Here is a 24,123-nt window from a genome sequence, read left to right on the forward strand (position 1 = left end):
AAAGCGGGCGCCCCGGAATGACCCCTGAAATCAGGCGACCTTCTTGCGCGGCGTGGCGGCAACGTAGTTGCCGTCGAGGAAGCCGGCCAGCCGCTTACGGATAAGGTATTCCGCGTCGGCCATGATGCGATCGATCAGTTCCTTGACCGTCGGAATGTCATGGATCAGGCCGACCATCATGCCGCAGCTCCATGCACCGGCGTCCATGTTGCCGTCGATCATGACCTTCGGATAAACGCCCGCGACTTCCTCAAGAATATCCTCGATCTTGATGCTCTTGCCCTTTTCCTGCTCGATCTGGATCAGCTTTTCGACGCCCTTGTTGGTGAGAACGCGCTCGGTGTTGCGCAGGTTGCGCATCACGAGCCGGGTATCGAATTCTGTCGCCTTGAGCAGCGCCTGCTTCACGTTGTCATGCACCGGCGCTTCCTTGGTCGCGATGAAGCGCGTGCCCATGTTCATGCCCTGCGCGCCCATGGCGAGCGCAGCAACCAGGCTGCGCGCATCGGCCATGCCGCCGGAGGCGACGAACGGGATCGTCAGTTCTTCTTCTGCACGCGGCAGCAGGATCATGTTCGGCATGTCGTCTTCGCCGGGATGACCGCCACATTCGAAACCGTCGACGCTGACCGCGTCGCAGCCGATGGCCTCAGCCTTAAGGGAGTGACGAACCGAAGTGCACTTGTGAATCACCTTGATGCCGGCGGCCTTCAGCGCGGGCATGTACTGCTCGGGGCTGCGGCCCGCGGTCTCAACCGCCTTGATGCCGGCTTCCTTGATGGCCGCGATATATTCGGGATACGGAGGGGCCGAAAACGTTGGCAGGAAGGTCAGGTTCACGCCGAACGGCTTGTCGGTCATGTCCTTGCACTTGGCGATTTCCTTGGCGAGAAGCTCCGGCGTCTTCTGGGTCAGGCCGGTGATGATGCCAAGACCGCCTGCGTTCGACACGGCCGACGCAAGCTCCGCGAAGCCGACATAGTGCATACCGCCCTGGATGATCGGGTGCTGAATGCCGAACAGTTCCGTAATTGCCGTTTTCATGTGTTCCCTCTCCTGGTGTCTTCAATCGAAGTTCGTTGCGGCGCTTCCGCAAGCGGGCTGATCGGTTTACACCGTTAGCGCAACTGCTCGCGGCCCGACAATGGTTTGGCCGGGCAAGGCTGCCATGCCATCCGTTCCGAAAAGGAACGTATCAGGATGAACCATAGCGTCAACCTGCGATCCGGTTCTGACATTCGTATTATTTCTCAGCCGGCCACTGGTGGCCAAACCCCGAAGCAGCGTGTATCAGAGCGGCGATAACTCCATTATCCCGCAACGGAATTTCCGCTTGAGCCAGCCGCAGCCCACTAAGCCCTTTCTCGAAGTTCTCGCCGGAAGCCGCCAGAGCGTGCCGCCGGTATGGATGATGCGGCAGGCTGGCCGTTATCTGCCCGAATACCGGGAATTGCGTGCCAAGGCCGGCAGCTTTCTCGACCTCTGCTTCAATCCGGAGTGGGCCGCCGAAGTGACGCTGCAGCCAATCCGGCGGTTCGGCTTCGATGCGGCGATCATCTTTTCCGATATTCTGGTGATCCCGCACGCCCTCGGACGGTCCGTACGCTTCGAGACGGGCGAAGGACCTCGCCTCGACCCGCTCGACACACCGGAAAAGATCAACACGCTGGCGACGGCTGCTGACTTCACCAAACTCGAGCCCGTCTTTGAGGCGCTGCGCCGGGTTCGCGCCGAACTCGATCCAAAAATCGCGCTGATCGGTTTCTGCGGCGCGCCGTGGACGGTCGCGACTTACATGGTCGCCGGGCAAGGCACGCCGGATCAGGCACCCGCGCGGATGCTCGCCTACCGCGAGCCCGATGCCTTTGCGAAAATCATCGACGTACTGGTGGAAAATTCAATCCAGTATCTGCTGGGACAGCTCAAGGCGGGCGCCGATGCGCTGCAGATCTTCGACACATGGGCGGGCGTGCTGCCGCCACGCGAGTTCCAGCGCTGGTCGGTCGAGCCGACGCGGCGCATTGTCGAAGGCGTGCGCGCAAAAGCACCGCGCGCGAAGATCATCGGATTCCCGCGCGGCGCGGGCGCACAGTTGCCGCTGTATGTCGGGCGCACGGGCGTCGACGGCGTCAGCATCGACTGGGCGGCGGACCCGTCACTGATCCGCGAGCGCGTGCAGAACCATGTCGCCGTCCAGGGCAACCTCGATCCGCTGGCCTTGATCGCCGGCGGTGCCGCGCTGGATCGCGCGGTCGATGACGCGCTGGCGAACTATGCAGGCGGCCGATACATCTTCAATCTCGGCCACGGCATCCAGCCGGAAACCCCGATCGCGAATGTCGAACAGATGCTGAAGCGCGTGCGCGGGTATCAGGGCTAAGCCGGCCGCGACCGTTCGATGATCGCTGCTGCGCCTTTCGCCAGCAGATCGAACGCCACCGCGCGGCCAAGCTCACGCGGCTTGTCGGCGGGTCCGGTGCGCGTCGTCTCCAACAACTGATCGCCTTCAAGATCGAGCACCGACGCGGTCAGCGACATCTCGCGGCCATCGATCGTAGAGAATCCGGCGATCGGTGAATTGCAATGGCCGTTCAGCACCCAGAGCACCTCGCGCTCGGCGTCGGCGCACAGATGCGCGGCGGGATCATCGATCAGCGCAAGATACTGCCGCGTCCGCCAATCATTCGCGGCACATTCCACCGCGACAATGCCCTGCCCCGCGGCCGGAAGCATCTCCAGCGCTGTGAACTCATGGGCAATGCGACCGGAAAGCCCGACACGCTCCAGTCCGGACCGCGCCATGATCAGCGCATCGGCCGGGCCGACCTCGCCGCCGTCCGCGAGCTTTTGCATTTCGCCGTTGTCGAGCTTTCGCACCCGCGTATCGGCCGCGCCACGGAAATGAATCACTTCGATCTCGGGAAACAGCCGCCGCGCATATGCGGCACGCCGCACGGCATTGGTGCCGATCTTGAAGCCCTTGCCTTTGGTACGCTTCAGATCGTCGAACGTGACGTCCGCGCGCAGCACCAGCGCATCGGTCGGCGGATCGCGCGACAGCGTCGCGCCGATCACAAGGCCCGGCGTATCCTCGTTGCCCGGCATGTCCTTGAGCGAATGCATCGCCGCGTGCAGCTTTCCTGCGATCACGGCCTCGCGAATTTCGGCGACGAATGCGCCGCCCTTGCCTCCGTGCGGCAGCAGCAAACCGGTCTGATCCTGATCGCCGCGCGTCTCGAACTTGACGATCTCGACGTTCAGATCCCGCGCAGCAGCGGTGAGCTGGCGTGCGATTTCCTCGGTCTGCGCAAGCGCCATGGTACTTTTGCGCGTTCCGATACGCATGGAAATTGCTGCCACGTGTGCTCCATCTAGGGGCGAATTATTCGAGTACGATCCGGAAAAACGGAAACCGTTTCCGCTCCGATCATGGTCATATACAGGATGGCGCACAATACGGCGAGCGGTCCCCCGAATGCAACGCATGGGCATCGAAAATGACGGATAGCGATGCTTTCAGGCTCTGGACGCCGGACGCATCATTCGGTCTTGATGCGGGTATGATCCAGCGCGCCCCGTCATCCACCGGCGAGAAGCCGCGTGTCGTCATTATCGGCGGCGGGTTTTCCGGCGCTGTGCTGGCGTGGCATCTGCACCGCACCGCGCCCCACCGCCACGACATCATTATCATCGAGCCGCGCGATGAGATCGGCCGCGGCCTCGCCTACGACAGCAGCGATCCAGCGCACCGGATCAATGTGCCGGCGCTGAAAATGAACCTCGACTTCGACGAGGAAGGCCATTTCGAGCAATGGCTGATTGCATCGGGATATCCCGCGCGCGATCCCAAGTCAGTAATCGCCGATGTGCACCTGTTCCCGACACGCGCGGCCTTTGGCGATTATGTCAACGCCCATGTCCGCGAACTCGGCGAAGCTGTCTCGCACCACAAAACAAAAGCCCGCGCTGTCGTTCCACTTGAGAGTGGCTACCGCGTACCGTGCGAGAACGGCGAGGACATTCACGCCGATGCCGTGGTGCTGGCCGTGTGCCACACGCCGCCGCAAGTGCCGTCATCAATCGCGTCGCTGCGCCATCATCCGCGATTTGTCACCAACCCGTGGCAGACGGACGCGCTGCGCAGCATCGCGCCGAACGATCGCGTGCTGATTGTCGGCACCGGACTGACCATGGCCGATATCGTCGCCTCACTCGACCGCCAGGGTCATCGCGGCAAGATCACCGCGATCTCGCGGCGCGGTCTGCGCTCGCAAACCCATGCCGCGCAATTCGGCGATCCCGTTGGCGATTTCGTCAGCAATCCCTCACGCACCACACTTTCGCTGCTGCGCCGTATCAGGCGCGCCATCGCGGAAGCCGCGCGCGAAGGACAATCGTGGCATCCGGTGCTCGATCAGTTGCGGCTGCAAGGCTTCGACATCTGGCGTGCGCTGCCGCTGCGCGAACGTGCCCGGCTGATCCGCCATCTACGCCCGTTCTGGGACACCTCTCGGTTTCGGATCGCCCCTCAAGTGGATGATGTGATCGTGCGGCGGATCGCGGACGGCACTCTGACAATTCAGGCCGCGTCGGTGCGTGCGGGCAAGAGCGCGAGGCATGACATCGCCGTCGATCTACGCGCGCGGCGCAGCCAGACGTGGGAACCGGCATCGTTCGACGCCATCGTGATCGCAACCGGCCCCGCCCATGACACGGTGTTCGAGAGCAATCCGTTGCTCGGACAGATCGGCAGCGACGGCCTCGCCCGCCCTGATCCCCTCGGCCTCGGCATCGATGTCGATCTGCAAGGCCGCGCTATCGGCCGGGATGGACAAAGCGCCGAAAACCTGTACGTCGCAGGCCCGCTGGCGCGCGGCACATTCGGCGAACTCATGGGCGCGCCGGATCTCGCACGACATGCCCGCAACATCGCCGAAACCATCGCGCACGCGGATATCCGCGCGACGCGGTTGCCTCCGCATCCCCTCCAAGCTTAAAACAGGCTCTCTTATCGTGCGCATCTGCTCTCGGAGCAGCGCACCTGCCTGCCGGAGATGCCATGACGTCCGCCCTCGCGCGCATCGGTTTTCTTGCGCCCTTGTTCGTTCCCGCCACCCGTCCCGACCGCTATTTCAAGGCGGCGGCGTCCGGCGCGGACGGCGTCATCATCGATCTTGAGGATGCAGTCGCTGCAAACGAGAAGGACGCCGCGCGCGCGACGCTGGTTGCTGCGTCCCTGCCGCCCAATTCCATCGTCCGCGTCAATGCGTTCGGGACCCGCTGGCACGAGGCGGACGTCGTGGCGATGAAAGGTCTCGGCATCGCCGGGATCATGCTGCCGAAAGCAGAAACCGCCGGACATCTGGAGAGCGTGCGCGCGGTGCTCGGCGATCTGCCGGTGATTTCACTGATCGAATCCGCGCACGGCGTCGCGGGCGTCCGCGAGGTCGCCGCGCATTCCGACCGGCTCGCATTCGGCTATATCGATTTCAGCGCCGATGTCGGTTGCAGCATGGAGCGCGATGCGCTGCTGATGGCCCGCGCAGAGATCGTACTCGCATCAAGGCTGGCTGAACTGCTGCCACCGCTCGAAGGCGTGACGCCGTCGTTCGACGATCCCGCGCTGGTGGAAGATGACGCGCGCTATGCCGCGTCGATGGGTTTCGGCGGCAAGCTCTGCATTCATCCCAAGCAGATCGCGCCGACGCTGGCTGGATTCCGGCCGCCGCAAAAAGACATCGACTGGGCGACAAGGATCGCGAACTCCGGAGATGGCGCGGTCTCCGTCGACGGGATGATGGTCGATGCACCGGTTCGCCTGCGGGCACAGCTGATTCTCGCCGCGGCAAAGGCCTGCGACTCTGCGAGAGGCTAGGCCGCGACCGGAGGCCAGGTCATCAGAACCATCTCGACGATCTTCTTGAGTTCGTCGCGCTTGGCTCCCCCGACGGCCTGCACCGCAAGGCCCTGCGAAATCGTCGCGATGTAGCGCGCCAGCGCCGCGGGGTCCGCCGCGTCGGGGAGATCGCCTTCGGATTTCGCGCGCTCGAATCGCGCGCGCAGATCGCTCTCGAACTGGCTGCGGCGCACCCGCAGTTCCTGCTTGATTGATTCAGCCGCATCGCCGCCCGTCAATGCGCCGTTGATTGAGAGACAGCCTGCAGGGCATTCCGGATCGGTCACCGCGTCCACTTCGCTGTAGAGGAGGTTCTCGACAACGGCGCGTGCGGTCGGCAACAGCAACGCCCGCTTGGCGTAACCGGCCGGACCGTCGACATAGGAATCGAACGCTTTGCGGAAAAGTTCTTCCTTGTTGCCGAATGCGGCATAGAGCGATGGTTTAGTAATACCCATCGCTTCGGTCAGGTCCGCCATTGACGCGCCCTCGTATCCCTTCTCCCAAAACACGTGCAACGCGTTTTCCAGAGCCTGGTCGAGATCGAATTCACGGGGGCGTCCCATGGCCACAGTAAGAACCTTTCTGAATTTGTACCTTTCGTTAGATATGTCCCTTGACGGCGAAAGTCCAAGTCCCATTTATACCGAACGTTACAGTTGCAGTGCAGCAATAAAACACTGCGACTTCGGGGCAAATCGGAACTTTATTCTCTCGTCAGACGACGATCCCCCGCAACGTGTTGAAATAGCAGCGATTTGCGCTCGGAGCGCGAAGCGCAAAAGTGGGGTCGATAATGAAAAGCCTTTCAAAAAGAGCGAGCCTGATTGGAGCCGGCGTTGGTCTGGCTATTCTGGCGGCCGCAGGAACTTTGATCTCAACCACCTCGAACAACCGCGCCAAGGCTGACGCCGCCGCACCGCCGCCGGCAACGCCGGTTTCGGTCGCGGACGTCAAGGAGCGGGAAACCGCGATCTGGGACGAGTTCTCCGGGCGCCTCGAAGCCATCGAGCAGGTTGAAGTCCGTTCGCGCGTCGCGGGCGCCATCCAGGAAATCCGTTTCCGCGAAGGCGCGCTGGTTCAGAAGGACGACGTTCTTGTCGTGATCGATCCGGCGCTCTACGCCGCGGAAGTCGCCCGCGCGGAAGCTCAGGTCGCAGCTGCGCAGGCACGTCTCGTCTTCACCAAGAGTGACTACGAGCGCGGCCAGCAGCTGACCGGATCGCAGACCATCTCCCAGCGCGATCAGGACAACCGCATCAACGCCTATCGCGAGGCGGAAGCCAACCTCAAGGCCGCACAGGCCACTCTCAAGACCGCGCAGCTCAATCTCGGCTACACTGAAGTCCGCGCGCCCGTCACGGGCCGGGTCGGCAAGCGCGAGATCACCGTCGGCAACCTGATCGCCGCCGGTCCGGGGTCGCCGCTGCTGACCACCATCGTGTCGACCTCGCCGATCTACGCCAGCTTCAGCGCCGACGAGCAGGTCGTGCTCCGTGCGCTCGACGCGCTCGGCAAGGACGACGCCGCATCGAAGACCGGCCGCATCCCCGTCAAGATGGGCACCGCGACCAGCCATGGCCTGCCGTTCGAGGGCCAGATGCAGCTGATCGACAATCAGGTCGATGCACGCAGCGGCACGGTGCGGGTCCGCGCCATCTTCGACAACAAGGATGGCCGACTGATCCCCGGACAGTTCGTCCGCCTGCAGATGGGCCAGCCCAAGACCGAACGCGCCATGATGATCAACGAGCGCGCCGTCGGCACCGACCAGAACAAGAAGTACGTGATGGTCGTGACCAAGGAGAACAAGGCGGAGTATCGCGAAGTCTCCCTTGGCGTCGCTGTCGATGGTCTGCGCGTGGTCACGGCCGGCCTGAAGCCGGGCGAGCAGATCGTGGTCAAGGGAATGCAGCGCATTCGCCCCGGCGCACCTGTCGCGCCCGAAGTCATCGCGATGGACGCCAACTGACAAGGCACCCTCACCAACAACGTCCTTGCGAGCGAAGCGAAGCAATCCATCGCTGAGAAGAGAAAACTGGATTGCTTCGTCGCCGCGCCCTTCGCGATGACGCTACCGGACAGTCGACGCAACAAGACCAATAATGAGATGACGTCATGAATATCTCGAGATTTTTCATCGACCGGCCGATTTTCGCTGGTGTGCTGTCGGCGCTGATCCTGCTTGCGGGTCTGCTGTCGCTCCCTGCGCTGCCGATCTCCGAATATCCGGAAGTCGCCCCGCCGATCGTGACCGTGCGCGCGCTCTATCCCGGCGCCAACCCCAAGGTCATCATCGAATCGGTCGCGACGCCGCTCGAAGAGCAGATCAACGGCGTCGAGAACATGCTCTACATGAACAGCCAGGCGACGACCGACGGCGTGCTGACTCTCAACGTCACCTTCCGCCTCGGCACCAATCCCGACCTCGCGCAGCAGATGGTCCAGAACCGCGTCTCGCAGGCGGAATCACGCCTGCCTGCGGTGACACGCCAGCTCGGCATCACCACGGTGAAGAGCTCGCCGAACATCACGCTGGTGGTGCATCTGCTGTCGCCGAACGATCGCTACGACACCACCTATCTGCGCAACTTCGGCGTGCTCAATGTGAAAGACCGCCTCGCCCGCATCCGCGGTGTCGGTCAGGTGCAGATCTGGGGCGCCGGCGATTACGCAATGCGCGTCTGGCTCGATCCGCAGAAGGTCGCCGAGCTTGGTCTGTCACCCGGTGACATCACCCGCGAAATTCAGGCGCAGAACGTCGAGGCCGCGGCAGGCACGGTCGGCGGCTCGCCGAACTCTACGGACATCACCCTGCAGATGCCGCTCAATGCACAGGGTCGTCTGAGGGACGAACAGGAATTCGGCGATATCGTCATCAAGACCGGGCAGAATGGTGAAATCACCCGCCTGCGCGACGTTGCCCGGATCGAGCTCGGCGCTTCAGAGTATGCGCTGCGTTCTCAGATCGACAATAAATCCGCCGTCGGCATCGGCATCTTCCAGGCGCCCGGCGCCAACGCACTCGCGATCGCCGACGAAGTCCATGCGGCGATGAAGCAGATCAAGGCGAACATGCCGGAGGGCGTCGATTACCGGATCGCGTACGATCCGACGCGGTTCATCCGCGCATCGATCGAAGCCGTGATCCACACCCTGCTGGAGGCCATCGCGCTGGTGGTGCTGGTGGTCATCCTGTTCCTGCAGACCTGGCGCGCGTCGATCATTCCGCTGATCTCGGTGCCGGTCTCGATCATCGGCACGTTCGCGGTGTTGCTGCTGTTCGGCTATTCCATCAACGCGCTGAGTTTGTTTGGCCTGGTGCTCGCAATCGGCATCGTGGTCGACGACGCCATCGTCGTGGTGGAGAACGTCGAGCGCAACATCGAGGAAGGTTTGTCGCCGCGCGATGCGACCTATCGCGCCATGAACGAGGTTTCGGGACCGATTATCGCGATCGCGCTGGTGCTGGTCGCGGTGTTCGTGCCGCTCGGCTTCATCAGCGGCCTCACCGGCCAGTTCTACAAGCAGTTCGCCATGACCATCGCGATCTCGACAGTGATCTCCGCGATCAACTCGCTGACGCTGTCGCCGGCGCTCGCGGCTCTTCTGCTCAGGGGGCACGATCAGCCGAAGGATGCGCTCAGCCGCGGCATGGACAAAGTCCTCGGCGGCTTCTTCCGGCGGTTTAACAACTTCTTTCAGAAATCATCGGATTCCTACAGCGGAGGCGTCAAGCGGGTCATCTCGCGCAAAGCCGCCGTCATGGGCGTCTATCTGGTGTTGATCGGCATCACAGCAGTCCTGTTCAGGGTTGTCCCCGGCGGCTTCGTGCCGTTGCAGGACAAGCAGTATCTGATCGGCTTTGCCCAGCTTCAGGAAGGCGCCACACTCGACCGCACCGAGGAGGTGATGCGCCAGATGTCGGCGATCGCCATGCAGCAGCCCGGCGTTGAAAGCGCCGTGGCGTTTCCAGGCCTGTCGATCAATGGCTTCACCAACTCGTCGAGCGCCGGCATCGTGTTCTCGACGCTCAAGCCTTTCGGCGAGCGCAAGGATCCTTCGCTCAGCGCCACCGCCATCGCTGCGGAGCTGAACAAGAAGTACACGGTCATTCAGGACGCGTTCGTCGCCATGCTGCCGCCGCCGCCGGTCGACGGCCTCGGCACCACGGGCGGTTTCAAGCTCCAGCTCGAAGATCAGGTGGGGCTTGGCTATGAGGCGCTGGACGAAGCAAAGAAGGCCTTCCTCGCCAAGGCGATGCAAGCGCCGGAACTGACCGGATTGTTCTCGAGCTACAAGGTGGACGTCCCGCAGCTCTATGCGGACATCGACCGCACCCGTGCACGCCAGCTCAACGTGCCGATCACTAGCATCTTCGAGACGCTGCAGGTCTACCTCGGCTCGTACTACGTGAACGACTTCAACAAATTCGGCCGCGTCTACTCGGTGCGTGTGCAGGCCGACGGCAAGTTCCGCGCACGGCCTGAGGACGTCGGTCAGCTGAAGGTTCGCTCCACGACAGGCGAGATGATCCCGCTCTCGGTGCTGCTGAAGCTGCAATCCACCGCCGGGCCCGAAAGCGCGATGCGCTATAACGGCTTCCTTGCGGCGGACATCAACGGCAATAACGCGCCGGGCTATTCCACCGGCCAGGCGCAAGCCGCGGTCGCACGCATCGCCGACGAGACGCTGCCCAAGGGCATCGGCTTCGAGTGGACCGACCTGACCTATCAGGAGATCATCGCCGGCAACACCTCGCTCTATATCTTCCCGATCGTGATGCTGCTGGTGTTCCTGGTGCTCGCTGCGCAGTATGAAAGCCTGATGCTGCCGCTGGCGATCATCATGATCGTGCCGATGTCGCTGTTGGCCGCGATGTTCGGGGTCTGGATCACCGGCAACGACAACAACATCTTCACCCAGATCGGCCTGTTCGTTCTGGTGGGATTGTCGGCGAAGAACGCGATTCTGATCGTTGAGTTCGCGCGTGAACTTGAGTTTGCCGGGCGCTCTCCGATCGCCGCCGCGATCGAGGCCAGCCGTCTGCGGTTGCGGCCGATCCTGATGACGTCGATCGCCTTCATCATGGGCGTTGTGCCGCTGGTGACATCGGTCGGCGCCGGCGCGGAGATGCGTCACGCCATGGGCATTGCGGTGTTCTCCGGCATGATCGGCGTCACGGCGTTCGGCATCTTCTTCACGCCGGTGTTCTACGTGCTGCTGCGCGGCCTCACCGGCAACAAGCCGCTGGTCCAGCATGGCGCAAGCTCGATCGAGCCGGCGCCGGTCGGACATGCTCCCCATGCGCTGAAGGACGCGGCCGAATAACCCGCTGAATGCGGGTCACGAGATGGCGCACAGCTGCATTGCCCGTGACAGCGATGCGCCTGCGACGAAGCGATCCGGTCCTTGCCCCTCCAAGCCGGATCGCTTCAGTCGCAACTTCCGCAAAAGAAATGGCCGGGGATGACCCGGCCATTTTTTATTCAAGCTGTAAGTGGAATCAGCCCAGCGTCTTCGCCAAAGCGCGAAACTTCTCGAGCTGATCTGTCTTCAGCGCGCGATTCTCGTCGCGGCCGACGAACACCTTGAACATCACGCCGCCGTCGACGTTAAGAAACGCCGCAAAGGCCGACGGCTTGCCCATGAACGGGCGTTCGACGAAGGCAATGCCGCCGCAGCGCTCATGGCGCAGGTGGCCGTGCATGCCCTTCGGCTTCATGATGTTGTAGTAGCCGCGCCCAACCTCGCCGCCACCCACCGGCTCGGTGACTTCGAAGATGCCGTCTTCGGTGTGGATGATCAGCGTCACCTCGCCCCAAGTCGCGATGTCCTGCATCGCTGGCACGAAGGCCGAGCCCGGCACGAAGCTGCGCATTTCGTCCGGCAGCGCCTCGATCACGGCACGCGCCGTGACGTTCTTCTCCCGCGCGACGTCCTCAATGACGCCGCCCGGGTTCTCAGCCATGTGCTTCCTGAGATCGGCCAGATTGGGGTTCAGCATGGTTCAGGCCGCCGCGCTGGACTTGCGCTCGGTCTGGATGATCTCGAAGCCCTCGAACTTCGGATGTCCGAGATAAAGGCTCTCGCCGGTCTGGTTGTCCGCGCGGGCATGCGCCTTGCGGAATTGCTCAGACTTGGTCCAGGCCTCGAACGCCGCCTTGTCCGCCCACAACGTATGAGTTGAATACAGCGTGTGATCGTCAGCCTTCGGCCCGCGCAGCAGATTGAATTCGATGAAGCCCGCGAGTTCGCTCAGATAGGATTCGCGCGTCGCCCACACGGTCTCGAACGCCTGCTCGGAGCCGGTCTTCACCTGAAAACGGTTCATCGCAATAAACATTGGTCTTCTCCTGTTTGTCTCATTGTAAGGCCGAACGGCCGGTTATCAAAGTGTCGTTCATGAGAGCCTGCGCTGAAACGCAGCGAGCCGCGCAGAAAAGCTCTGCGCGGCAACCTCTTTTTGCTTTTCAAAAGCAGTGACTGATCGTTCTGCGTTCAGCTTCCTCCGAAGTGGTATTTGAGCCCGGCCTTGTAGACGATGCCCGCGCCCGCGCTGGCCCACAGCACGTCGTTCTGCGGAGACGTGAAGTCGGCGGCGCGCGGAATGGCATAAGGCCGGTAGTACTGGTTCAGAAGATTCTCGACCGAGAAGTTCAGCGCGAAATCCTTGGTCGGCTTCACTTGCAGGTAGAGGTTGACCAGATCGTAGGACGTGCCGGGCAGATACGTGACCGGGATGTCGGTATTGCTTTTCACCGACGTCCACATCGCCGACAGCACGACCTGATTGTCGAGGAAGCGCAGGCCCGCGGTCGTCGTCACCTTCTGCGGCTGGATGCTATACAGGCCGATGTTGGTCTGGGTGTTCTTGCCTTCCTGCAGCGTCACCGCCACGCCGACGAAGAAGTCGTTGGCATCGTACATCGTTTCAGCTTCGAAGCCCTGGATCCGGGCATGCGCGATGTTCTGATACTGGAGATACGTGGTCGGAAACACGCCCGGAATCGGCGGGAAGGAATTGAACGGAGGTCCGGTGAACTGGACGCTGTCGATATAGTCGTCGACGTCGTTGCGGAACACGTTGAACTTGCCGCGGAAGCTGTCGCCGGCTTTGAACAGACCGTTCTGCTTGATGTTGACGCCGACCTCCTTGGTCTTGCCGACTTCAGGACGCAGGTTGGGATTCGGCAGGAAGCAGAAGAAACCGCGCGTGCCATCGGGGCAGATCGAAAAGTCGCCTTGCCCGGCGCCGGTCGCGACGTGAGCGCCATTCACGAGCGTCTCGGTGATCGAAGGCGCGCGATATCCCTCGGCGTAGCTGATGTAAGGCGTCATCACGGCAGCGGGCATCAGCCCGATAGTAATTTTCGGCGAGAAGCGGTCGCCGCTGGCGGAGCCTGCAGACGAACTAAGCTGATAGTTGTCGTAGCGGACAGCGCCGACCATCTCCAGCAATGAGGTGTAGTTGGTCTTCCACTGGATAAACGCACCGGTGACCGTGCGCTCGCCGCCCGGTGTCGTCTTGTTGGAATTTCCGCTCCTGTCGGCGGTCGAAACGTCGTCGCGGAAACCGTCGCCGCCGTAGGTCACGGCATGACGCCAGTCGCCGGTCTCAAAGCGTGACGTGTTGTGAACGTCGAAACCGAAGGTGTCGATCAGATAACTGCGCTGGTCGCCGACGCAGCCGGTGATGCTGTTGCCCGGCTGGCCGCCGGTGCAATTGCCCGTGGCCAGTGCTGAATTGTGCAGCGTCTTGACCTGCTGGCTGTCGGTCCGATTCCAGTAGATCTTCGCGTCCCAATCGAAGATCTGATCGTCGGGCCGCGAGTACTTCCAGCCCAGCGTGGTCGTGTAGTTCTTCAAATTGGTCGCATAGACTGAGGTGCCGTTGCCCGCAGAGCCCGGCTGCGCGAAAGGCTGCCCCAGCGGACGGCGCGGCTGTCCGACATTGTAGATGTCTTCCTGGAAGATTCCGCCGAGCTTGATTTCGTGGCCATCCGCGGGACGGACAGTCAGCTTTGCAATGCCGCTTGAGAGCCGCTGTGCGGTGTTCTCCACGGGAATGCCGAGTCCGTCTTTGTAGTTGTCCTGCGTCGAATAGGTGCCGCCAGCGAACACATCAACGTTCGGATTGACGTGGACACCGCCGAAGATCGAGCCGAGTGCGCGGCCATGGTTGGTGCCGAAGATCGTATTGGTATCGACGCCCCAGCGCTCGCCGGGACGCACGACATCCTGGATGTCCTTGGTCCGGAACGACGCCACGCCGCCGATCGCGCCCGAGCCGTAGATGTTGGCTGTCGGGCCGCGCACGATATCGATGCCGCCGATCAGTTCGGGATTGAGGAAGAACGAACCGTTCGAGTTGTGGCCGGTGCGCTGATAGTTCTGGCGTGCGCCATCGACGACGACCGCAACGCGGCCGAAGTCCTGCAAGCCGCGAATGTTGATCGATGTCGATGGATCGTCGCCGCGATCCTGTATCCAGACACCTGGCATGGTGTAGACGAGATCGCCGATGCGCGTGGCTTGACGTCCCTGAATCTGCTCCAGCGTCATGACGCTGACCGGCGCCAGCGCATCGATCGCGCGCTCCTGGGTTTTGGACGCGGCAACCGTGATTTCATCCAGCGACTGATAGACGGGCTGCCCGATCTGCGCATTGGCGTTCATCGGGTCGCGCGGCACCGGCACTTCCGCCATCGGCGCGCCCGCGCGATTGCGCTTGATCGGCTTCGGTTTGACGGCTTGAACAGTCTGGCTGGATGTTTCAGCAGATTGCGCCTGCACCGGCGCAGCGGCGACCGCCGCTCCCAGCGAAACGACAGACACGGATAATAGCAGCGCGCACGCGCGCGCATTCAGCCCCGACATGACAGCCCCAAACCTTAACTTTGCTTTTGCGTGATGCGGCTGGCGGGCATCGCCCGAAGGCGGCTGGCTGGCTGTCATAGAATCCCGTTGGTCACTGCCAACGTGTTGCCACTTTTCGTAAAATGGTCGGGCTGGGTCAAGCCAATGAACGATCAGTTTAAACCTATTGTAAACTGGAGTGTTGGAATTCGCGCGCCGACAAACTTAAGAACAACGGGACTTTACAAACAGGACGCGCAAAACGGATGAATGCTGGCTCTCCTCACGACCCCGACGGCTCATCGGGCAAAGACGCCGGCGACAAATCTAGAACGGCTCTAATTGAGCGTTCGATCCCTTTGTCGGATAACCGCATCAACAGCCGCGACCTGTTCGTCTCCTCGCGTGAAATCATCATCACGCACGGCGATGACACCTATCGCCTGCGGCTGACTGCGCTGAACAAGCTGATCCTGACCAAATGAAAAGCAAAATCCCCGCTTCCCGAACGATCAGCGCGACGTTTGGCGTCACGCTCGCCCTCGCCGCGGGTCTTTACGTCAGTGCGGCCCCGCTCGCGGCAGCACGCGCCGAAGGTATCATTATCCACGACGCCCGCGGCCGCGACGTGACCATCGGCAACACGTCGCGCATCGTCTCGGTCGGCGGCGCGATCACCGAGATCCTCTATGCGCTCGGTCTTCAGGACAAGATCGTCGGCATCGACAGCACGAGTCTTTATCCGCCGAAGGCGCTCGGCGAAAAGCCGAACGTCGGATACATGCGACAACTCAGCGCAGAGGGCGTGCTCGGCCTCAACCCGCAACTGATCCTGGCGATCGAAGGCTCCGGCCCGAAGGAAACCCTCGACGTTATCGACGTCGCGAAAATTCCGTTCGTGTCTTTCCCGGAGACGCACACGGAGCAAGGCCTGCTCGACAAGATCAAGCTGGTTGCGCATGCGATGGATGCGGACGCACGCGGCGCATGCCTCACTGCAGCAGTCAGCAGCGATCTTGCTGAACTGAAGAAGCTCCGCGAAAGCGTCAAACATCCTGTGCGCGTGATGTTCGTGATGTCGTTCCTCAACGGCCGCGCCATGGTCGCCGGACAGAAGACGGCCGCGAACGAGATCATCAAGCTCGCCGGCGGCATCAATGCCGTCGAAGGCTTTGACGGCTACAAGCCGGTCAATGACGAGGCCATCGTCGCCGCCAAGCCGGACGTCATCCTTTCCATGCAGCGTGGCCGCGAGCAGCTCGACGCACAAACCGTGTTCGCCAATCCGTCGTTCGCGCTGACGCCCGCTGCCGCGAAGAAATCGTTTGTCGCGATGGACGGGCTGTATCTGCTGGGCTTCGGTCCGCGCACCGCCGCCGCCGCCCGCGATCTCGCACTGTCGCTTTATCCTGACCTCAATGAGAAGGCCGCGACGTGGAAGCCGGCGGCGCTTTCCGTCGACTGCCATAAATGACGGTGACAGAAGCGACGCCATTGGCTTCCGCCAAGGCTGGTGGATCGATGCGCCCCTCCGCAATCGCCGTATACGCCGCTTTGATTGCCGGAGTTGTGGCGGTCGCGCTGCTGGCGGTGACCGTCGGAGCGGCCGGCATTCCGCTGCCTCGTCTTGCTGCGGCACTGGGACTGAACATCGCCGGTGCCGATTCCGCGTTGCTCGCGCGTGACGAACTCGTGCTGTGGTCGATCCGGATTCCGCGCATCGCGATTGCCGGCATGATGGGAGGCCTGCTCGCACTGTCCGGCGCGATCATGCAGGGCCTGTTCCGCAATCCTCTTGCCGATCCGGCGCTGGTGGGCGTCTCGAGCGGCGGCGCGTTTGCCGCCGCATCTGCCATCGTGATCTCGGACAGTGCATGGGGCGCGAGCTTCCGCTTCATGCAACTGGAGCTGCTGCCGGTCGCGGCGTTCGCAGGCTCGCTGCTGACCACCACTATCCTCTACAAGATCGCCAGCCGCGAGGGCCGCACCTCGGTCGCGATCTTCCTGCTCGCGGGCCTTGCCATCGCGGCGATCGCCAATGCTGGCATCGGGCTTCTGGTGTTCGTCGCCGATGACCGTCAGTTGCGCGACATTACGTTCTGGCTGCTCGGCTCGCTCAGCGGCGCGACCTGGCCGAAGGCCGTAATGGTCGCACCCGTCGCCCTGCTTGCGGTGCTGGCGATCCCGCTGATCGCGCGCGGCCTCGATGTGCTGGTGCTAGGCGAAGCAGAAGCCTTTCACACCGGTATCGATGTCGAGCGGCTGAAAAAGATCTCGATCGTGATGATTTCGGCGATGACCGGCGTTGCCGTATCGATCTGCGGCGTGGTCGGCTTCGTCGGCATCGTGGTGCCGCACCTGTTGCGGATGGTGATCGGCCCCGGCCACCGGCTGCTGCTGCCCGCCTCGGTTTTCCTCGGAGCCATTCTTCTGATCTTGGCCGACACCATCGCGCGCGTGCTAGCGGCGCCCGCCGAAGTGCCGATCGGCATTCTCACCGCTGCGCTCGGCGCGCCGTTCTTCCTGTTCATCCTGCTGCGGCAACGAAAGCTGATCGCGTCGTGACATTCTCTCGCCCCGCGCTGATCGAAGCTGATGCGGTCTGCATGAAAGTCCGGCAGGCGACGCTGCTCGATCGCGTGAGCGCGCGGGTGCATGGCGGCGAAACCGTCGCCATCGTCGGGCCGAACGGCGCAGGAAAGTCGACATTGCTGCGGCTGTTGTCTGGCGATCTTCGCTGCACGGGCGGCGGTGTCCGTCTCAAGGGCCGCGACCTCGCGTCGTTCTCCTCACGCGATCTCGCCAACCATCGCGTCATGCTGTCCCAGCATGTCAACGTGTCCTTCCCGTTCTCTGTCGAAGAGATCGTCGCCATGGGCGCGCGTGATCGTCCGCGCGCTGTCGCCGCGCCGCTGGTGGACGCAGCCATTGCCGAACTGGACCTGTCACCGTTCCGCTACCGGGAACTGCCGACCCTGTCCGGCGGTGAACAGCAGCGCGCGCATTTCGCACGGGTTCTGGTTCAGTTGGCCTGCGGCGAAGCCGAGCATGGCCCCGGCGTTCTTCTGCTCGACGAGCCGACCTCGAGCCTCGACCTGCGCCACCAGATCAATCTGGTCGAAACCGCCAAGCGCAGGGCGCGCACCGGCACGGCCGTGGTCGCGGTGCTGCACGACCTCAATCTTGCGGTCCGCTTCGCAGACCGCATCATCGTTCTGCGCAAGGGAGCGGTCGCCGCCGACGGCAGCCCTGCCGAGACGATTACCAACAAGATGATCAGCGACGTCTTCGATGTGGAGACCAATATTGGCTCCGAGGACGGCCAGCCTTTCGTGCTGCTTCAGCGCATGCAGTAACAGCCACTGTGACGGCCAGGGCGGTTTAAGCCTTCGCGTTTTTCATATTCCGCACATCGAATTCAACGCGGCGGATACTGCGGCGCACGCGCAGCCGATTGCCGTTTCAGCCCGCTTCCGTTATGTCTGATCGAGGTTTACCTCCGGCCTCCTGCATTGCAGCAAGCTGCAACATCCGATGTTTAACATCGGATGATTGTCGCCGCGAGCGCCTGTGTGCTAGCTTTAGTGAATGAAGTCGCCAGCCAAATCCCGCCCGAAAGCCGCCAGCAAGCTCGTCAAACCCGGCCGCATTCAGGCCGTGTTGCGGACGCTCGGCAGCGAGATCGCGCAGGATCTGATTCCGGTCGGCTCGGCGCTGCCGCCGGAGCATGATCTCGAAAGCCGCTTCGGCGTCGGCCGCGGCGTGGTGCGCGAGGCAATCAAGACACTCGCGGCCAAGGGACTGGTCAGCGTCCGTCCGCGCCACGGCACGCATGTGCGTCCGCGCGGCGACTGGAGCCTGCTCGACCGCGACGTGCTGAGCTGGCTGATCAGCAAGGAAGAACCCAATCGCGATCTTCTGCTCGCGCTGCAGGAAGTGCGCCTGATCATCGAGCCAGCCGCCGCTGCCCTCGCCGCCGAGCGCGCGACGGCGAAGGATCGCAGGCGCATCATGACAGCGCTCGCAGCAATGGAAGCCTCGCACGACGTGCCGACCGCGATCATCGCGGACAAGGCGTTCCATCTCGCGATCATCGACGCCACGCACAATCCGGTGCTGCAAGGTTTTCGCGGCGCCATCGACACCATTCTGAGCGCCGTGTTCATGGTCGCCACCGGCAGCCCGGGCTGGTTCAACGAGAACCTGCCGAACCACGCCATCGCCGCGCGTGCCATTGATGAGGGCCATGCCGAGAAAGCCCGCGCCGCGATGCAGCAGGTGCTCGGCTACACGCAGTTCAAGCTGTCGACAAAGAGGAAATACGGACGCAACGCGAAAATCTCGCCGCGCAAATTGACGGTCAACGGCAAGCTCAGGAAGAAACGCGTCGCGTGACGCGGATTGCAATCTGTACCCGCGATCCGGTTCGCCATACGAACCGGCATATTGCGCTGCGTCCGCGAGGGATGCTTACCCTCACTGGCATCGATGCAAAACCTCTTGTGCAAATTCTGCAACGTCTGTTCGCACCAACGCCCATGCAAGCTTTCGTCGCACGCTTCAGGAACCGGGATCGTAGACGCGCGCCAAAAGCCCGCTTAAGCTGCCATCGAACCACTGACATCCGGCAAACGGATGCGGAAACAAGAACCGGCATGACCGGACAATTCGGGAGGAACAGCATGAAGCGCTTCACGCGAACATTTGGCTTATTGACGGCCTGCTCCGCCGCTGTACTGGCGTTTACCGGCCCGTCATCGGCACAGGAAAGCTTCAAGGTCGGCATTGTCACATTCCTGTCGGGTCCCGCAGCGGAAAGCTTCGGTGTCCCCGCCGGCAAGGCTGCGGAATTCGTCATCGGCGAACTGAACAAGGGCGCTGGACCGGCCCCCTATAATAAAGTCGGCTTCGGTGGCATGAAGATCGAGCCCATCGTCATCGACGAGAACGGCGGCGCGACCAAGCAGGTGCAGGAGCTGCGCAACCTCTATCAGCGCGACAATGTCGATGCCGTCATCGGCTATATCGGCTCCGGCGACTGCCTCGCCGTCGCACCTATCGCGGAAGAACTGAAGAAGCCGCTGTTCCTGTTCGACTGCGGAACGCCGCGCATCTTCGAGGAAGCCAAATACAACTACGTCTTCCGTACGGCGGCCCATGCCACCCAGGATAACGTCGGGCTGATCCGCTACATGAAGCTGAAGAACATCAAGATGGATACGTTCTCGGCCATCAACCAGGATTACGCCTGGGGCCAGGACAGCCGGGCCGACTTCGTCGCGGCTGCGGCCCAGCTTTATCCAAATGCGAAGCTCAATGCCGATCTGTTGCCGAAGTTCGGCGCGGGCCAGTACGGCACCGAGATCTCGGCGCTGGTGTCCGCCGGATCTGACGTCGTCTATTCCAGCCTTTGGGGCGGCGACTTGCAGGCCTTCATTCTGCAGTCGGTGCCACGCGGCCTCGCCAAGCGCAGCCAGCTCGTCCTCAGCGCCGCCGACCACGTCCTGCCGCCGCTCGGCGACAAGATGCCAGATGGCGTCATTATCGGCGCACGCGGTTCCTATGGTCTGATGTCGCCGAAGACCCCGCTCAACGAGTGGTTCTTCAACGGCTATGAAAAGGCTCACGGCACCTATCCCGTGCAGGCCGCCTATCGCGTCACGCAGTCGATCCTCGGCGTGAAGAGTGCGGTCGAGAAGGCGATGGCGAAGAACGGCGGCAAGAAGCCGAGCGCTGATGAATTGGTCGCTGCGATGACCGGCTCCGAGTGGCAGAGCCCGGGCGGCCTGATCCAGATGAAGAACGGCGACGGCCATCAGGCCATCCAGCCAATCTCGTTCAGCCGCACCAAGTACAACGCCGAAAAGAAGCGCGTCGATCTGGTGGATATCGTCAACTTCGAAGCCGAATGCGTCAACCCGCCTCCGGGCGTGAAGGCGATCGACTGGATCAAGGGCGGAATGAAGAACGACAAGTGCAAGTAATCCCCTGCGCTTGAGGCCACCGGGCGGCGCGACGATGTGAATCTCGCGCCGCCCCTCTCTTCGCTGCAACTCCGGCCTGATCACCTTCATGAATACGTTTCTCACGGTCATCCTCGACGGCCTGATCCAGGCATCGTGGCTCTTTGTTGTGGCGCTGGGCCTGACGCTCGTTTTCGGCGTGCTCAAGATCCTCAACATCGCGCACGGCGGCTTCTACGCGCTCGGCTGCTATCTCGCGGCGACCGCCGTCACAATGGCGGCGGCGCATAAAGTCCCCCCGGCGCTTGGGTTCGTACTGATGCTGGTATCGGTGGCCGCGATTGCCGCGGTCGTCGGCCTGCTGATGGAACGTGGACTGATCAAGCTGTTCTATGGCCGCGATGAAGTCGTGCTGCTGCTCGTGACCTATGCCGTATTCCTGATCTTCGAAGACGTGACCAAACTGATCTGGGGCGTCAACCCGATCTATGCGAACCAGCCCTACGAGCTGTTCGGCAATGCCGAGTTCGCCGGGTTGTTCTACGTCGGCTACGATCTCATGCTGATCCCGTTTTCGGCTGTGATCGGTTTCGCGGTGTGGTTCGCCCTTAACCGCACCACCACCGGAAAGATTGTCACCGCCGTGATCCACAACGCCGAAATGAGCGCCAGCATGGGCGTGAAGATCAACCGCGTCTACGCGCTCGCCTTTGCCTTCGGCGTGATGCTGGCCGCACTGGCCGGCGGACTTACCGCTCCGAAGATATCCGTGCAGCCCGGTTTGAGTTCGGAAATCATCATCCTGAGTTTCGCCATCGTGGTGATCGGCGGCCTCGGCAGCATCGAAGGCGCGGCCGTCGGCGCCATCCTCGTCGGTATGGCGCGCGCGGCATCGGTCCACCTGCTGCCGCAGGCTGAACTGTTCATGATCTATCTTATTATGGCAGCAGTCCTGATGTTCAGGCCCGAAGGCCTGTTCCGCCGTGAAGTCGCGAGGCGCATCTGATGAAGTACGCGACAAATCCCTTCGTTCTTCTCGGCCTCGTCGTACTGGCCGTTCTTTTCGGCCGCATCATTCCGGCATGGACGCTGTCGCTCGCCACCGTCGCCGCATCCAAGGCGCTCGTCGCGCTCGGTATTGTCGTGCTCGCGCGGACAGGCAACGTCTCTTTCGGACAGGGCCTTTTCTATGCCGGCGGCGGCTACGGCGTGGCGCTGATCGCGATCACGTTCGGCGTCACCGACGCCGTGGCACAGGTTATCATCGGCGCAGTGTTCGGCGGCCTCCTCGGCCTGATCATTGGCCCGCTGATTGCCCGCTACACCGGCATCTTCTTCGGCATGCTGACGCTGGCGCTGTCGATGGTGCTTTACGGTGCGCTGGTCAAGACGACCATCCTTGGCGGCTCGGACGGCTTCAATGTCGGCCGCCCCACCCTGTTCGGCGCAGTGTTCAACGATCCGCGCGAGGCGGACTTCATGCTCTATGCCGTATCCGTCGTCGCCACCGGCCTTGCGGGTATCTTCGCAACGATCCTGTTCCGCTCGCAGTTCGGACTGACGAGTCTTGCGGTGCGCGAGAACAACCTCCGCGTCGAGTATCTCGGCACCTCCGCGAACCGCATCGTCACCATCAACTTCGTGATCGCGGCGACATTCGCAGGCGCCAGCGGCGCGCTCGCGCTGATGGCGCAGCGGCACATCGATCCGGAATTCGCCTACTGGACGACCTCCGGTGAATTCGTTTTCATCGCGGTGCTCGCGGGCACGCAAAGCGTCGCTGCGGTGTTTATTTCCGCGCTTGTGCTTGAGCTGGTCCGCTCGTTCTCCAATCTCTATATGCCGAACACTTGGCAGCTCGTGCTCGGCGTGTTCCTGCTGGCGGTCATCCTGTTTCTGCCGCGGGGCATCGGTTCGCTCTGGAGCGGAAGAAAGCGCAGGACCTCGGAGGCAGTGCCGGAACCCGTCCCCGCTGGGAAAGGATCGGCATCATGAAGCCTGTCCTTTCCGTGCGCGGTCTCCAGAAGCGTTTCGGCGCGGTGGTCGCCGCCGACAATGTCAGCATCGACATTCCGGCGGGCCAAAAGCTCTGCCTGATCGGCGCGAATGGCGCCGGCAAGACCACGTTCGTCAACATGGTGACGGGCTACATGAAGCCCGACAGCGGTGCGATCGAACTCGACGGCTCGCCGATCGGCCGGCGCTCTCCGCGCGATGTCGCCAAGCTCGGAATCTCGCGCTCTTTCCAGATTCCGCAGCTGTTCATTGAACTCACCGCCGCCGAAAATCTGACCGTCGCCGTCTCCAGCGCGGAAGGCGGACGGCTGTCGCTGACGGTTCCGGCGGAAGCCGGAGAGCGGCATGACAAGGCGCTGGCATTGCTGGACCGCTTTGGTCTCAAGGGTCTTGCCGACCGGCCGGTGTCCGAGCTGGCCGGCGGCGTCCGCAAGCTGGTCGATATCGCCATGGCGCTGGCGCGGCGTCCCAAACTGTTGCTGCTGGACGAACCGACCTCCGGCGTCTCGGCGGAAGAGAAATTCGCCACCATGGACCGCGTCATTCATGCCGTCTCGGAAGAGGCCGCCACCATCGTCTTCGTCGAGCATGACATGGATATCGTCAGCAAATATGCCGACCGCGTCGTCGCCTTTTACAACGGCCGCATCCTGGCCGACGGCGAGCCGTCAACGGTGCTGAAAGACAATGAAGTCCGCCGTTATGTGACGGGAGGCGCAAAATGACCGCTTCCCGCTCCCTGCTCGAAATCGACAACCTCGCCGTCGAAATCCAGTCGATGCCGGCGCTGCGCGGCTTCACCATGCATCTCACCGAGGGCGGCATGGTCAGTCTGGTTGGCCGCAACGGCGCCGGCAAGACAACGTTGATGCGCTCGATCATGGGTCACCTCACGCCAAAGCGCGGCACGATCCGTTTCGGCGGCGAGGATCTGACGGCCCTGCCGCGTCACGCCCGCGCCGGTCTCGGTATCGGCTACATGCCGGAAGACCGCGGACTGGTGCCGCAACTGACGGTGGAAGAGAATATTCTGCTGCCGCTATGGGTCGCAAAGGACGTCGACCGCAAGGCGCGGCTGGACTTTGTCTACGAGGTGATCGGCGAACTCGTCGCCATGCGCGATCGCAAGGCACTATTACTTTCGGGCGGACAGCAGAAACTGGTCGCGCTGGGCCGCGCATTGGGCATTGGAACCCGGTGCCTGCTGCTCGACGAGCCATTCGAAGGGATCGCACCTGCCCTGTCCGAGAGAATCTCCGACGTGCTTGCCTCGCTCAAGGGCAAGGGGTTAACAGTGTTGATGTCGCAGTCCGATTTGAATCACTCGCATACTTTGTTTGATACAGAATTTGTGATCGAGCGCGGGGCCAATTTTTCAACCTGACGCAA

At 62.5% G+C, this 24,123-nt stretch carries 21 protein-coding genes; 15 read left to right on the forward strand and 6 right to left on the reverse strand.

Going from position 1 to position 24,123, the window contains the following annotated elements:
* Positions 1-30 precede the first annotated feature (30 nt).
* Positions 31-1,044 (reverse strand): nitronate monooxygenase family protein, encoded by a 1,014-nt coding sequence (locus tag I554_RS0100465; protein WP_024573806.1) that lies wholly within the window; start codon positions 1,042-1,044, stop codon positions 31-33.
* A gap of 289 nt (positions 1,045-1,333) precedes the next feature.
* On the opposite strand from I554_RS0100465, the gene hemE reads away from it, so the two are divergent.
* Complete coding sequence (hemE, locus tag I554_RS0100470) at positions 1,334-2,380, forward strand: uroporphyrinogen decarboxylase (protein ID WP_024573805.1); 1,047 nt, start codon at positions 1,334-1,336, stop codon at positions 2,378-2,380.
* Here the strand turns inward: hemE and hemC are convergent.
* Positions 2,377-3,345: a hydroxymethylbilane synthase gene (gene hemC, locus I554_RS0100475; protein WP_029659348.1), complete on the reverse strand. Its 969-nt coding sequence runs from the start codon at positions 3,343-3,345 to the stop codon at positions 2,377-2,379. The genes hemE and hemC overlap by 4 nt on opposite strands.
* Before the next feature lie 152 nt (positions 3,346-3,497).
* Here hemC and I554_RS0100480 point away from each other — a divergent pair, with 152 nt between their 5' ends.
* Together I554_RS0100480 and I554_RS0100485 are read left to right on the forward strand one after the other, a co-directional pair.
* On the forward strand, positions 3,498-4,997 hold the full coding sequence (locus I554_RS0100480) for an FAD/NAD(P)-binding protein (RefSeq protein ID WP_081710720.1): 1,500 nt from the start codon (positions 3,498-3,500) through the stop codon (positions 4,995-4,997).
* Between the two features lie 62 nt (positions 4,998-5,059).
* The gene (locus tag I554_RS0100485) at positions 5,060-5,875 is read left to right on the forward strand and encodes a CoA ester lyase (protein WP_024573802.1); all 816 of its coding nucleotides are present in this window, start codon (positions 5,060-5,062) and stop codon (positions 5,873-5,875) included.
* On the opposite strand, the gene I554_RS0100490 is transcribed toward I554_RS0100485, so the two are convergent.
* Positions 5,872-6,468: a TetR/AcrR family transcriptional regulator gene (locus I554_RS0100490; RefSeq protein WP_024573801.1), complete on the reverse strand. Its 597-nt coding sequence runs from the start codon at positions 6,466-6,468 to the stop codon at positions 5,872-5,874. The two genes, I554_RS0100485 and I554_RS0100490, sit on opposite strands and share 4 nt — an antisense overlap.
* A gap of 224 nt (positions 6,469-6,692) precedes the next feature.
* Here I554_RS0100490 and I554_RS0100495 point away from each other — a divergent pair, with 224 nt between their 5' ends.
* Both I554_RS0100495 and I554_RS0100500 read left to right on the forward strand, forming a co-directional pair.
* Complete coding sequence (locus I554_RS0100495; RefSeq protein ID WP_024573800.1) at positions 6,693-7,868, forward strand: efflux RND transporter periplasmic adaptor subunit; 1,176 nt, start codon at positions 6,693-6,695, stop codon at positions 7,866-7,868.
* 146 nt (positions 7,869-8,014) lie between these two features.
* Positions 8,015-11,227 carry a multidrug efflux RND transporter permease subunit gene (locus I554_RS0100500; RefSeq protein WP_024573799.1) on the forward strand — a complete coding sequence of 1,071 codons (3,213 nt, stop codon included), beginning with the start codon at positions 8,015-8,017 and terminating at the stop codon, positions 11,225-11,227.
* Positions 11,228-11,402: 175 nt separating this feature from the next.
* On the opposite strand, the gene hutX is transcribed toward I554_RS0100500, so the two are convergent.
* The 3 genes from hutX to I554_RS0100515 form a co-directional block, all read right to left on the reverse strand.
* Positions 11,403-11,903, reverse strand: coding sequence for a heme utilization cystosolic carrier protein HutX (hutX, locus tag I554_RS0100505; protein WP_024573798.1), 501 nt, complete (start codon positions 11,901-11,903; stop codon positions 11,403-11,405).
* 3 nt (positions 11,904-11,906) lie between these two features.
* Complete coding sequence (locus tag I554_RS0100510) at positions 11,907-12,242, reverse strand: antibiotic biosynthesis monooxygenase (protein ID WP_024573797.1); 336 nt, start codon at positions 12,240-12,242, stop codon at positions 11,907-11,909.
* A 155-nt stretch (positions 12,243-12,397) separates the two neighbouring features.
* Positions 12,398-14,776 (reverse strand): TonB-dependent hemoglobin/transferrin/lactoferrin family receptor, encoded by a 2,379-nt coding sequence (locus tag I554_RS0100515; RefSeq protein ID WP_024573796.1) that lies wholly within the window; start codon positions 14,774-14,776, stop codon positions 12,398-12,400.
* A 245-nt stretch (positions 14,777-15,021) separates the two neighbouring features.
* Here I554_RS0100515 and I554_RS0100520 point away from each other — a divergent pair, with 245 nt between their 5' ends.
* The 10 genes from I554_RS0100520 (at position 15,022) to I554_RS0100565 (ending at position 24,118) form a co-directional block, all read left to right on the forward strand.
* Positions 15,022-15,240, forward strand: a complete 219-nt coding sequence (locus tag I554_RS0100520) for a hemin uptake protein HemP (protein ID WP_024573795.1) — start codon at positions 15,022-15,024, stop codon at positions 15,238-15,240.
* Entirely contained in the window at positions 15,237-16,229 is a 993-nt protein-coding gene (locus I554_RS0100525) for a hemin ABC transporter substrate-binding protein (protein ID WP_024573794.1), read from the forward strand. Before I554_RS0100520 ends, I554_RS0100525 begins: the two co-directional genes overlap by 4 nt.
* Positions 16,226-17,320 carry an iron chelate uptake ABC transporter family permease subunit gene (locus I554_RS0100530; RefSeq protein WP_024573793.1) on the forward strand — a complete coding sequence of 365 codons (1,095 nt, stop codon included), beginning with the start codon at positions 16,226-16,228 and terminating at the stop codon, positions 17,318-17,320. The genes I554_RS0100525 and I554_RS0100530 overlap by 4 nt, the downstream gene beginning before the upstream one ends.
* Positions 17,317-18,111 (forward strand): heme ABC transporter ATP-binding protein, encoded by a 795-nt coding sequence (locus I554_RS0100535; protein WP_024573792.1) that lies wholly within the window; start codon positions 17,317-17,319, stop codon positions 18,109-18,111. Before I554_RS0100530 ends, I554_RS0100535 begins: the two co-directional genes overlap by 4 nt.
* A 232-nt stretch (positions 18,112-18,343) precedes the next feature.
* Entirely contained in the window at positions 18,344-19,150 is an 807-nt protein-coding gene (locus I554_RS0100540) for a FadR/GntR family transcriptional regulator (RefSeq protein ID WP_024573791.1), read from the forward strand.
* A gap of 287 nt (positions 19,151-19,437) precedes the next feature.
* The gene (locus I554_RS0100545) at positions 19,438-20,739 is read left to right on the forward strand and encodes an ABC transporter substrate-binding protein (protein WP_024573790.1); all 1,302 of its coding nucleotides are present in this window, start codon (positions 19,438-19,440) and stop codon (positions 20,737-20,739) included.
* A gap of 88 nt (positions 20,740-20,827) precedes the next feature.
* On the forward strand, positions 20,828-21,724 hold the full coding sequence (locus I554_RS0100550; RefSeq protein ID WP_024573789.1) for a branched-chain amino acid ABC transporter permease: 897 nt from the start codon (positions 20,828-20,830) through the stop codon (positions 21,722-21,724).
* Positions 21,724-22,713, forward strand: coding sequence for a branched-chain amino acid ABC transporter permease (locus tag I554_RS0100555; protein ID WP_024573788.1), 990 nt, complete (start codon positions 21,724-21,726; stop codon positions 22,711-22,713). Before I554_RS0100550 ends, I554_RS0100555 begins: the two co-directional genes overlap by 1 nt.
* Entirely contained in the window at positions 22,710-23,459 is a 750-nt protein-coding gene (locus tag I554_RS0100560) for an ABC transporter ATP-binding protein (RefSeq protein WP_024573787.1), read from the forward strand. Before I554_RS0100555 ends, I554_RS0100560 begins: the two co-directional genes overlap by 4 nt.
* Complete coding sequence (locus tag I554_RS0100565) at positions 23,456-24,118, forward strand: ATP-binding cassette domain-containing protein (RefSeq protein ID WP_024573786.1); 663 nt, start codon at positions 23,456-23,458, stop codon at positions 24,116-24,118. The genes I554_RS0100560 and I554_RS0100565 overlap by 4 nt, the downstream gene beginning before the upstream one ends.
* The last annotated feature ends 5 nt before the right edge of the window (positions 24,119-24,123 follow it).

Origin of the sequence: Afipia sp. OHSU_II-C1 (assembly GCF_000497575.1) — a bacterium.
Lineage (GTDB): Bacteria > Pseudomonadota > Alphaproteobacteria > Rhizobiales > Xanthobacteraceae > Afipia.

What these genes read in the sequence shown, in the direction of transcription:
- I554_RS0100465 (WP_024573806.1), bottom strand. Translation starts at nt 1,044, where the DNA reads ATGAAAACGGCAATTACGGAACTGTTCGGCATTCAGCACCCGATCATC.
- hemC (WP_029659348.1), bottom strand. Translation starts at nt 3,345, where the DNA reads ATGCGTATCGGAACGCGCAAAAGTACCATGGCGCTTGCGCAGACCGAG.
- I554_RS0100480 (WP_081710720.1), top strand. Translation starts at nt 3,498, where the DNA reads ATGACGGATAGCGATGCTTTCAGGCTCTGGACGCCGGACGCATCATTC.
- I554_RS0100485 (WP_024573802.1), top strand. Translation starts at nt 5,060, where the DNA reads ATGACGTCCGCCCTCGCGCGCATCGGTTTTCTTGCGCCCTTGTTCGTT.
- I554_RS0100495 (WP_024573800.1), top strand. Translation starts at nt 6,693, where the DNA reads ATGAAAAGCCTTTCAAAAAGAGCGAGCCTGATTGGAGCCGGCGTTGGT.
- I554_RS0100500 (WP_024573799.1), top strand. Translation starts at nt 8,015, where the DNA reads ATGAATATCTCGAGATTTTTCATCGACCGGCCGATTTTCGCTGGTGTG.
- hutX (WP_024573798.1), bottom strand. Translation starts at nt 11,903, where the DNA reads ATGCTGAACCCCAATCTGGCCGATCTCAGGAAGCACATGGCTGAGAAC.
- I554_RS0100510 (WP_024573797.1), bottom strand. Translation starts at nt 12,242, where the DNA reads ATGTTTATTGCGATGAACCGTTTTCAGGTGAAGACCGGCTCCGAGCAG.
- I554_RS0100515 (WP_024573796.1), bottom strand. Translation starts at nt 14,776, where the DNA reads ATGTCGGGGCTGAATGCGCGCGCGTGCGCGCTGCTATTATCCGTGTCT.
- I554_RS0100520 (WP_024573795.1), top strand. Translation starts at nt 15,022, where the DNA reads ATGAATGCTGGCTCTCCTCACGACCCCGACGGCTCATCGGGCAAAGAC.
- I554_RS0100525 (WP_024573794.1), top strand. Translation starts at nt 15,237, where the DNA reads ATGAAAAGCAAAATCCCCGCTTCCCGAACGATCAGCGCGACGTTTGGC.
- I554_RS0100530 (WP_024573793.1), top strand. Translation starts at nt 16,226, where the DNA reads ATGACGGTGACAGAAGCGACGCCATTGGCTTCCGCCAAGGCTGGTGGA.
- I554_RS0100540 (WP_024573791.1), top strand. Translation starts at nt 18,344, where the DNA reads ATGAAGTCGCCAGCCAAATCCCGCCCGAAAGCCGCCAGCAAGCTCGTC.
- I554_RS0100545 (WP_024573790.1), top strand. Translation starts at nt 19,438, where the DNA reads ATGAAGCGCTTCACGCGAACATTTGGCTTATTGACGGCCTGCTCCGCC.
- I554_RS0100550 (WP_024573789.1), top strand. Translation starts at nt 20,828, where the DNA reads ATGAATACGTTTCTCACGGTCATCCTCGACGGCCTGATCCAGGCATCG.
- I554_RS0100555 (WP_024573788.1), top strand. Translation starts at nt 21,724, where the DNA reads ATGAAGTACGCGACAAATCCCTTCGTTCTTCTCGGCCTCGTCGTACTG.
- I554_RS0100560 (WP_024573787.1), top strand. Translation starts at nt 22,710, where the DNA reads ATGAAGCCTGTCCTTTCCGTGCGCGGTCTCCAGAAGCGTTTCGGCGCG.
- I554_RS0100565 (WP_024573786.1), top strand. Translation starts at nt 23,456, where the DNA reads ATGACCGCTTCCCGCTCCCTGCTCGAAATCGACAACCTCGCCGTCGAA.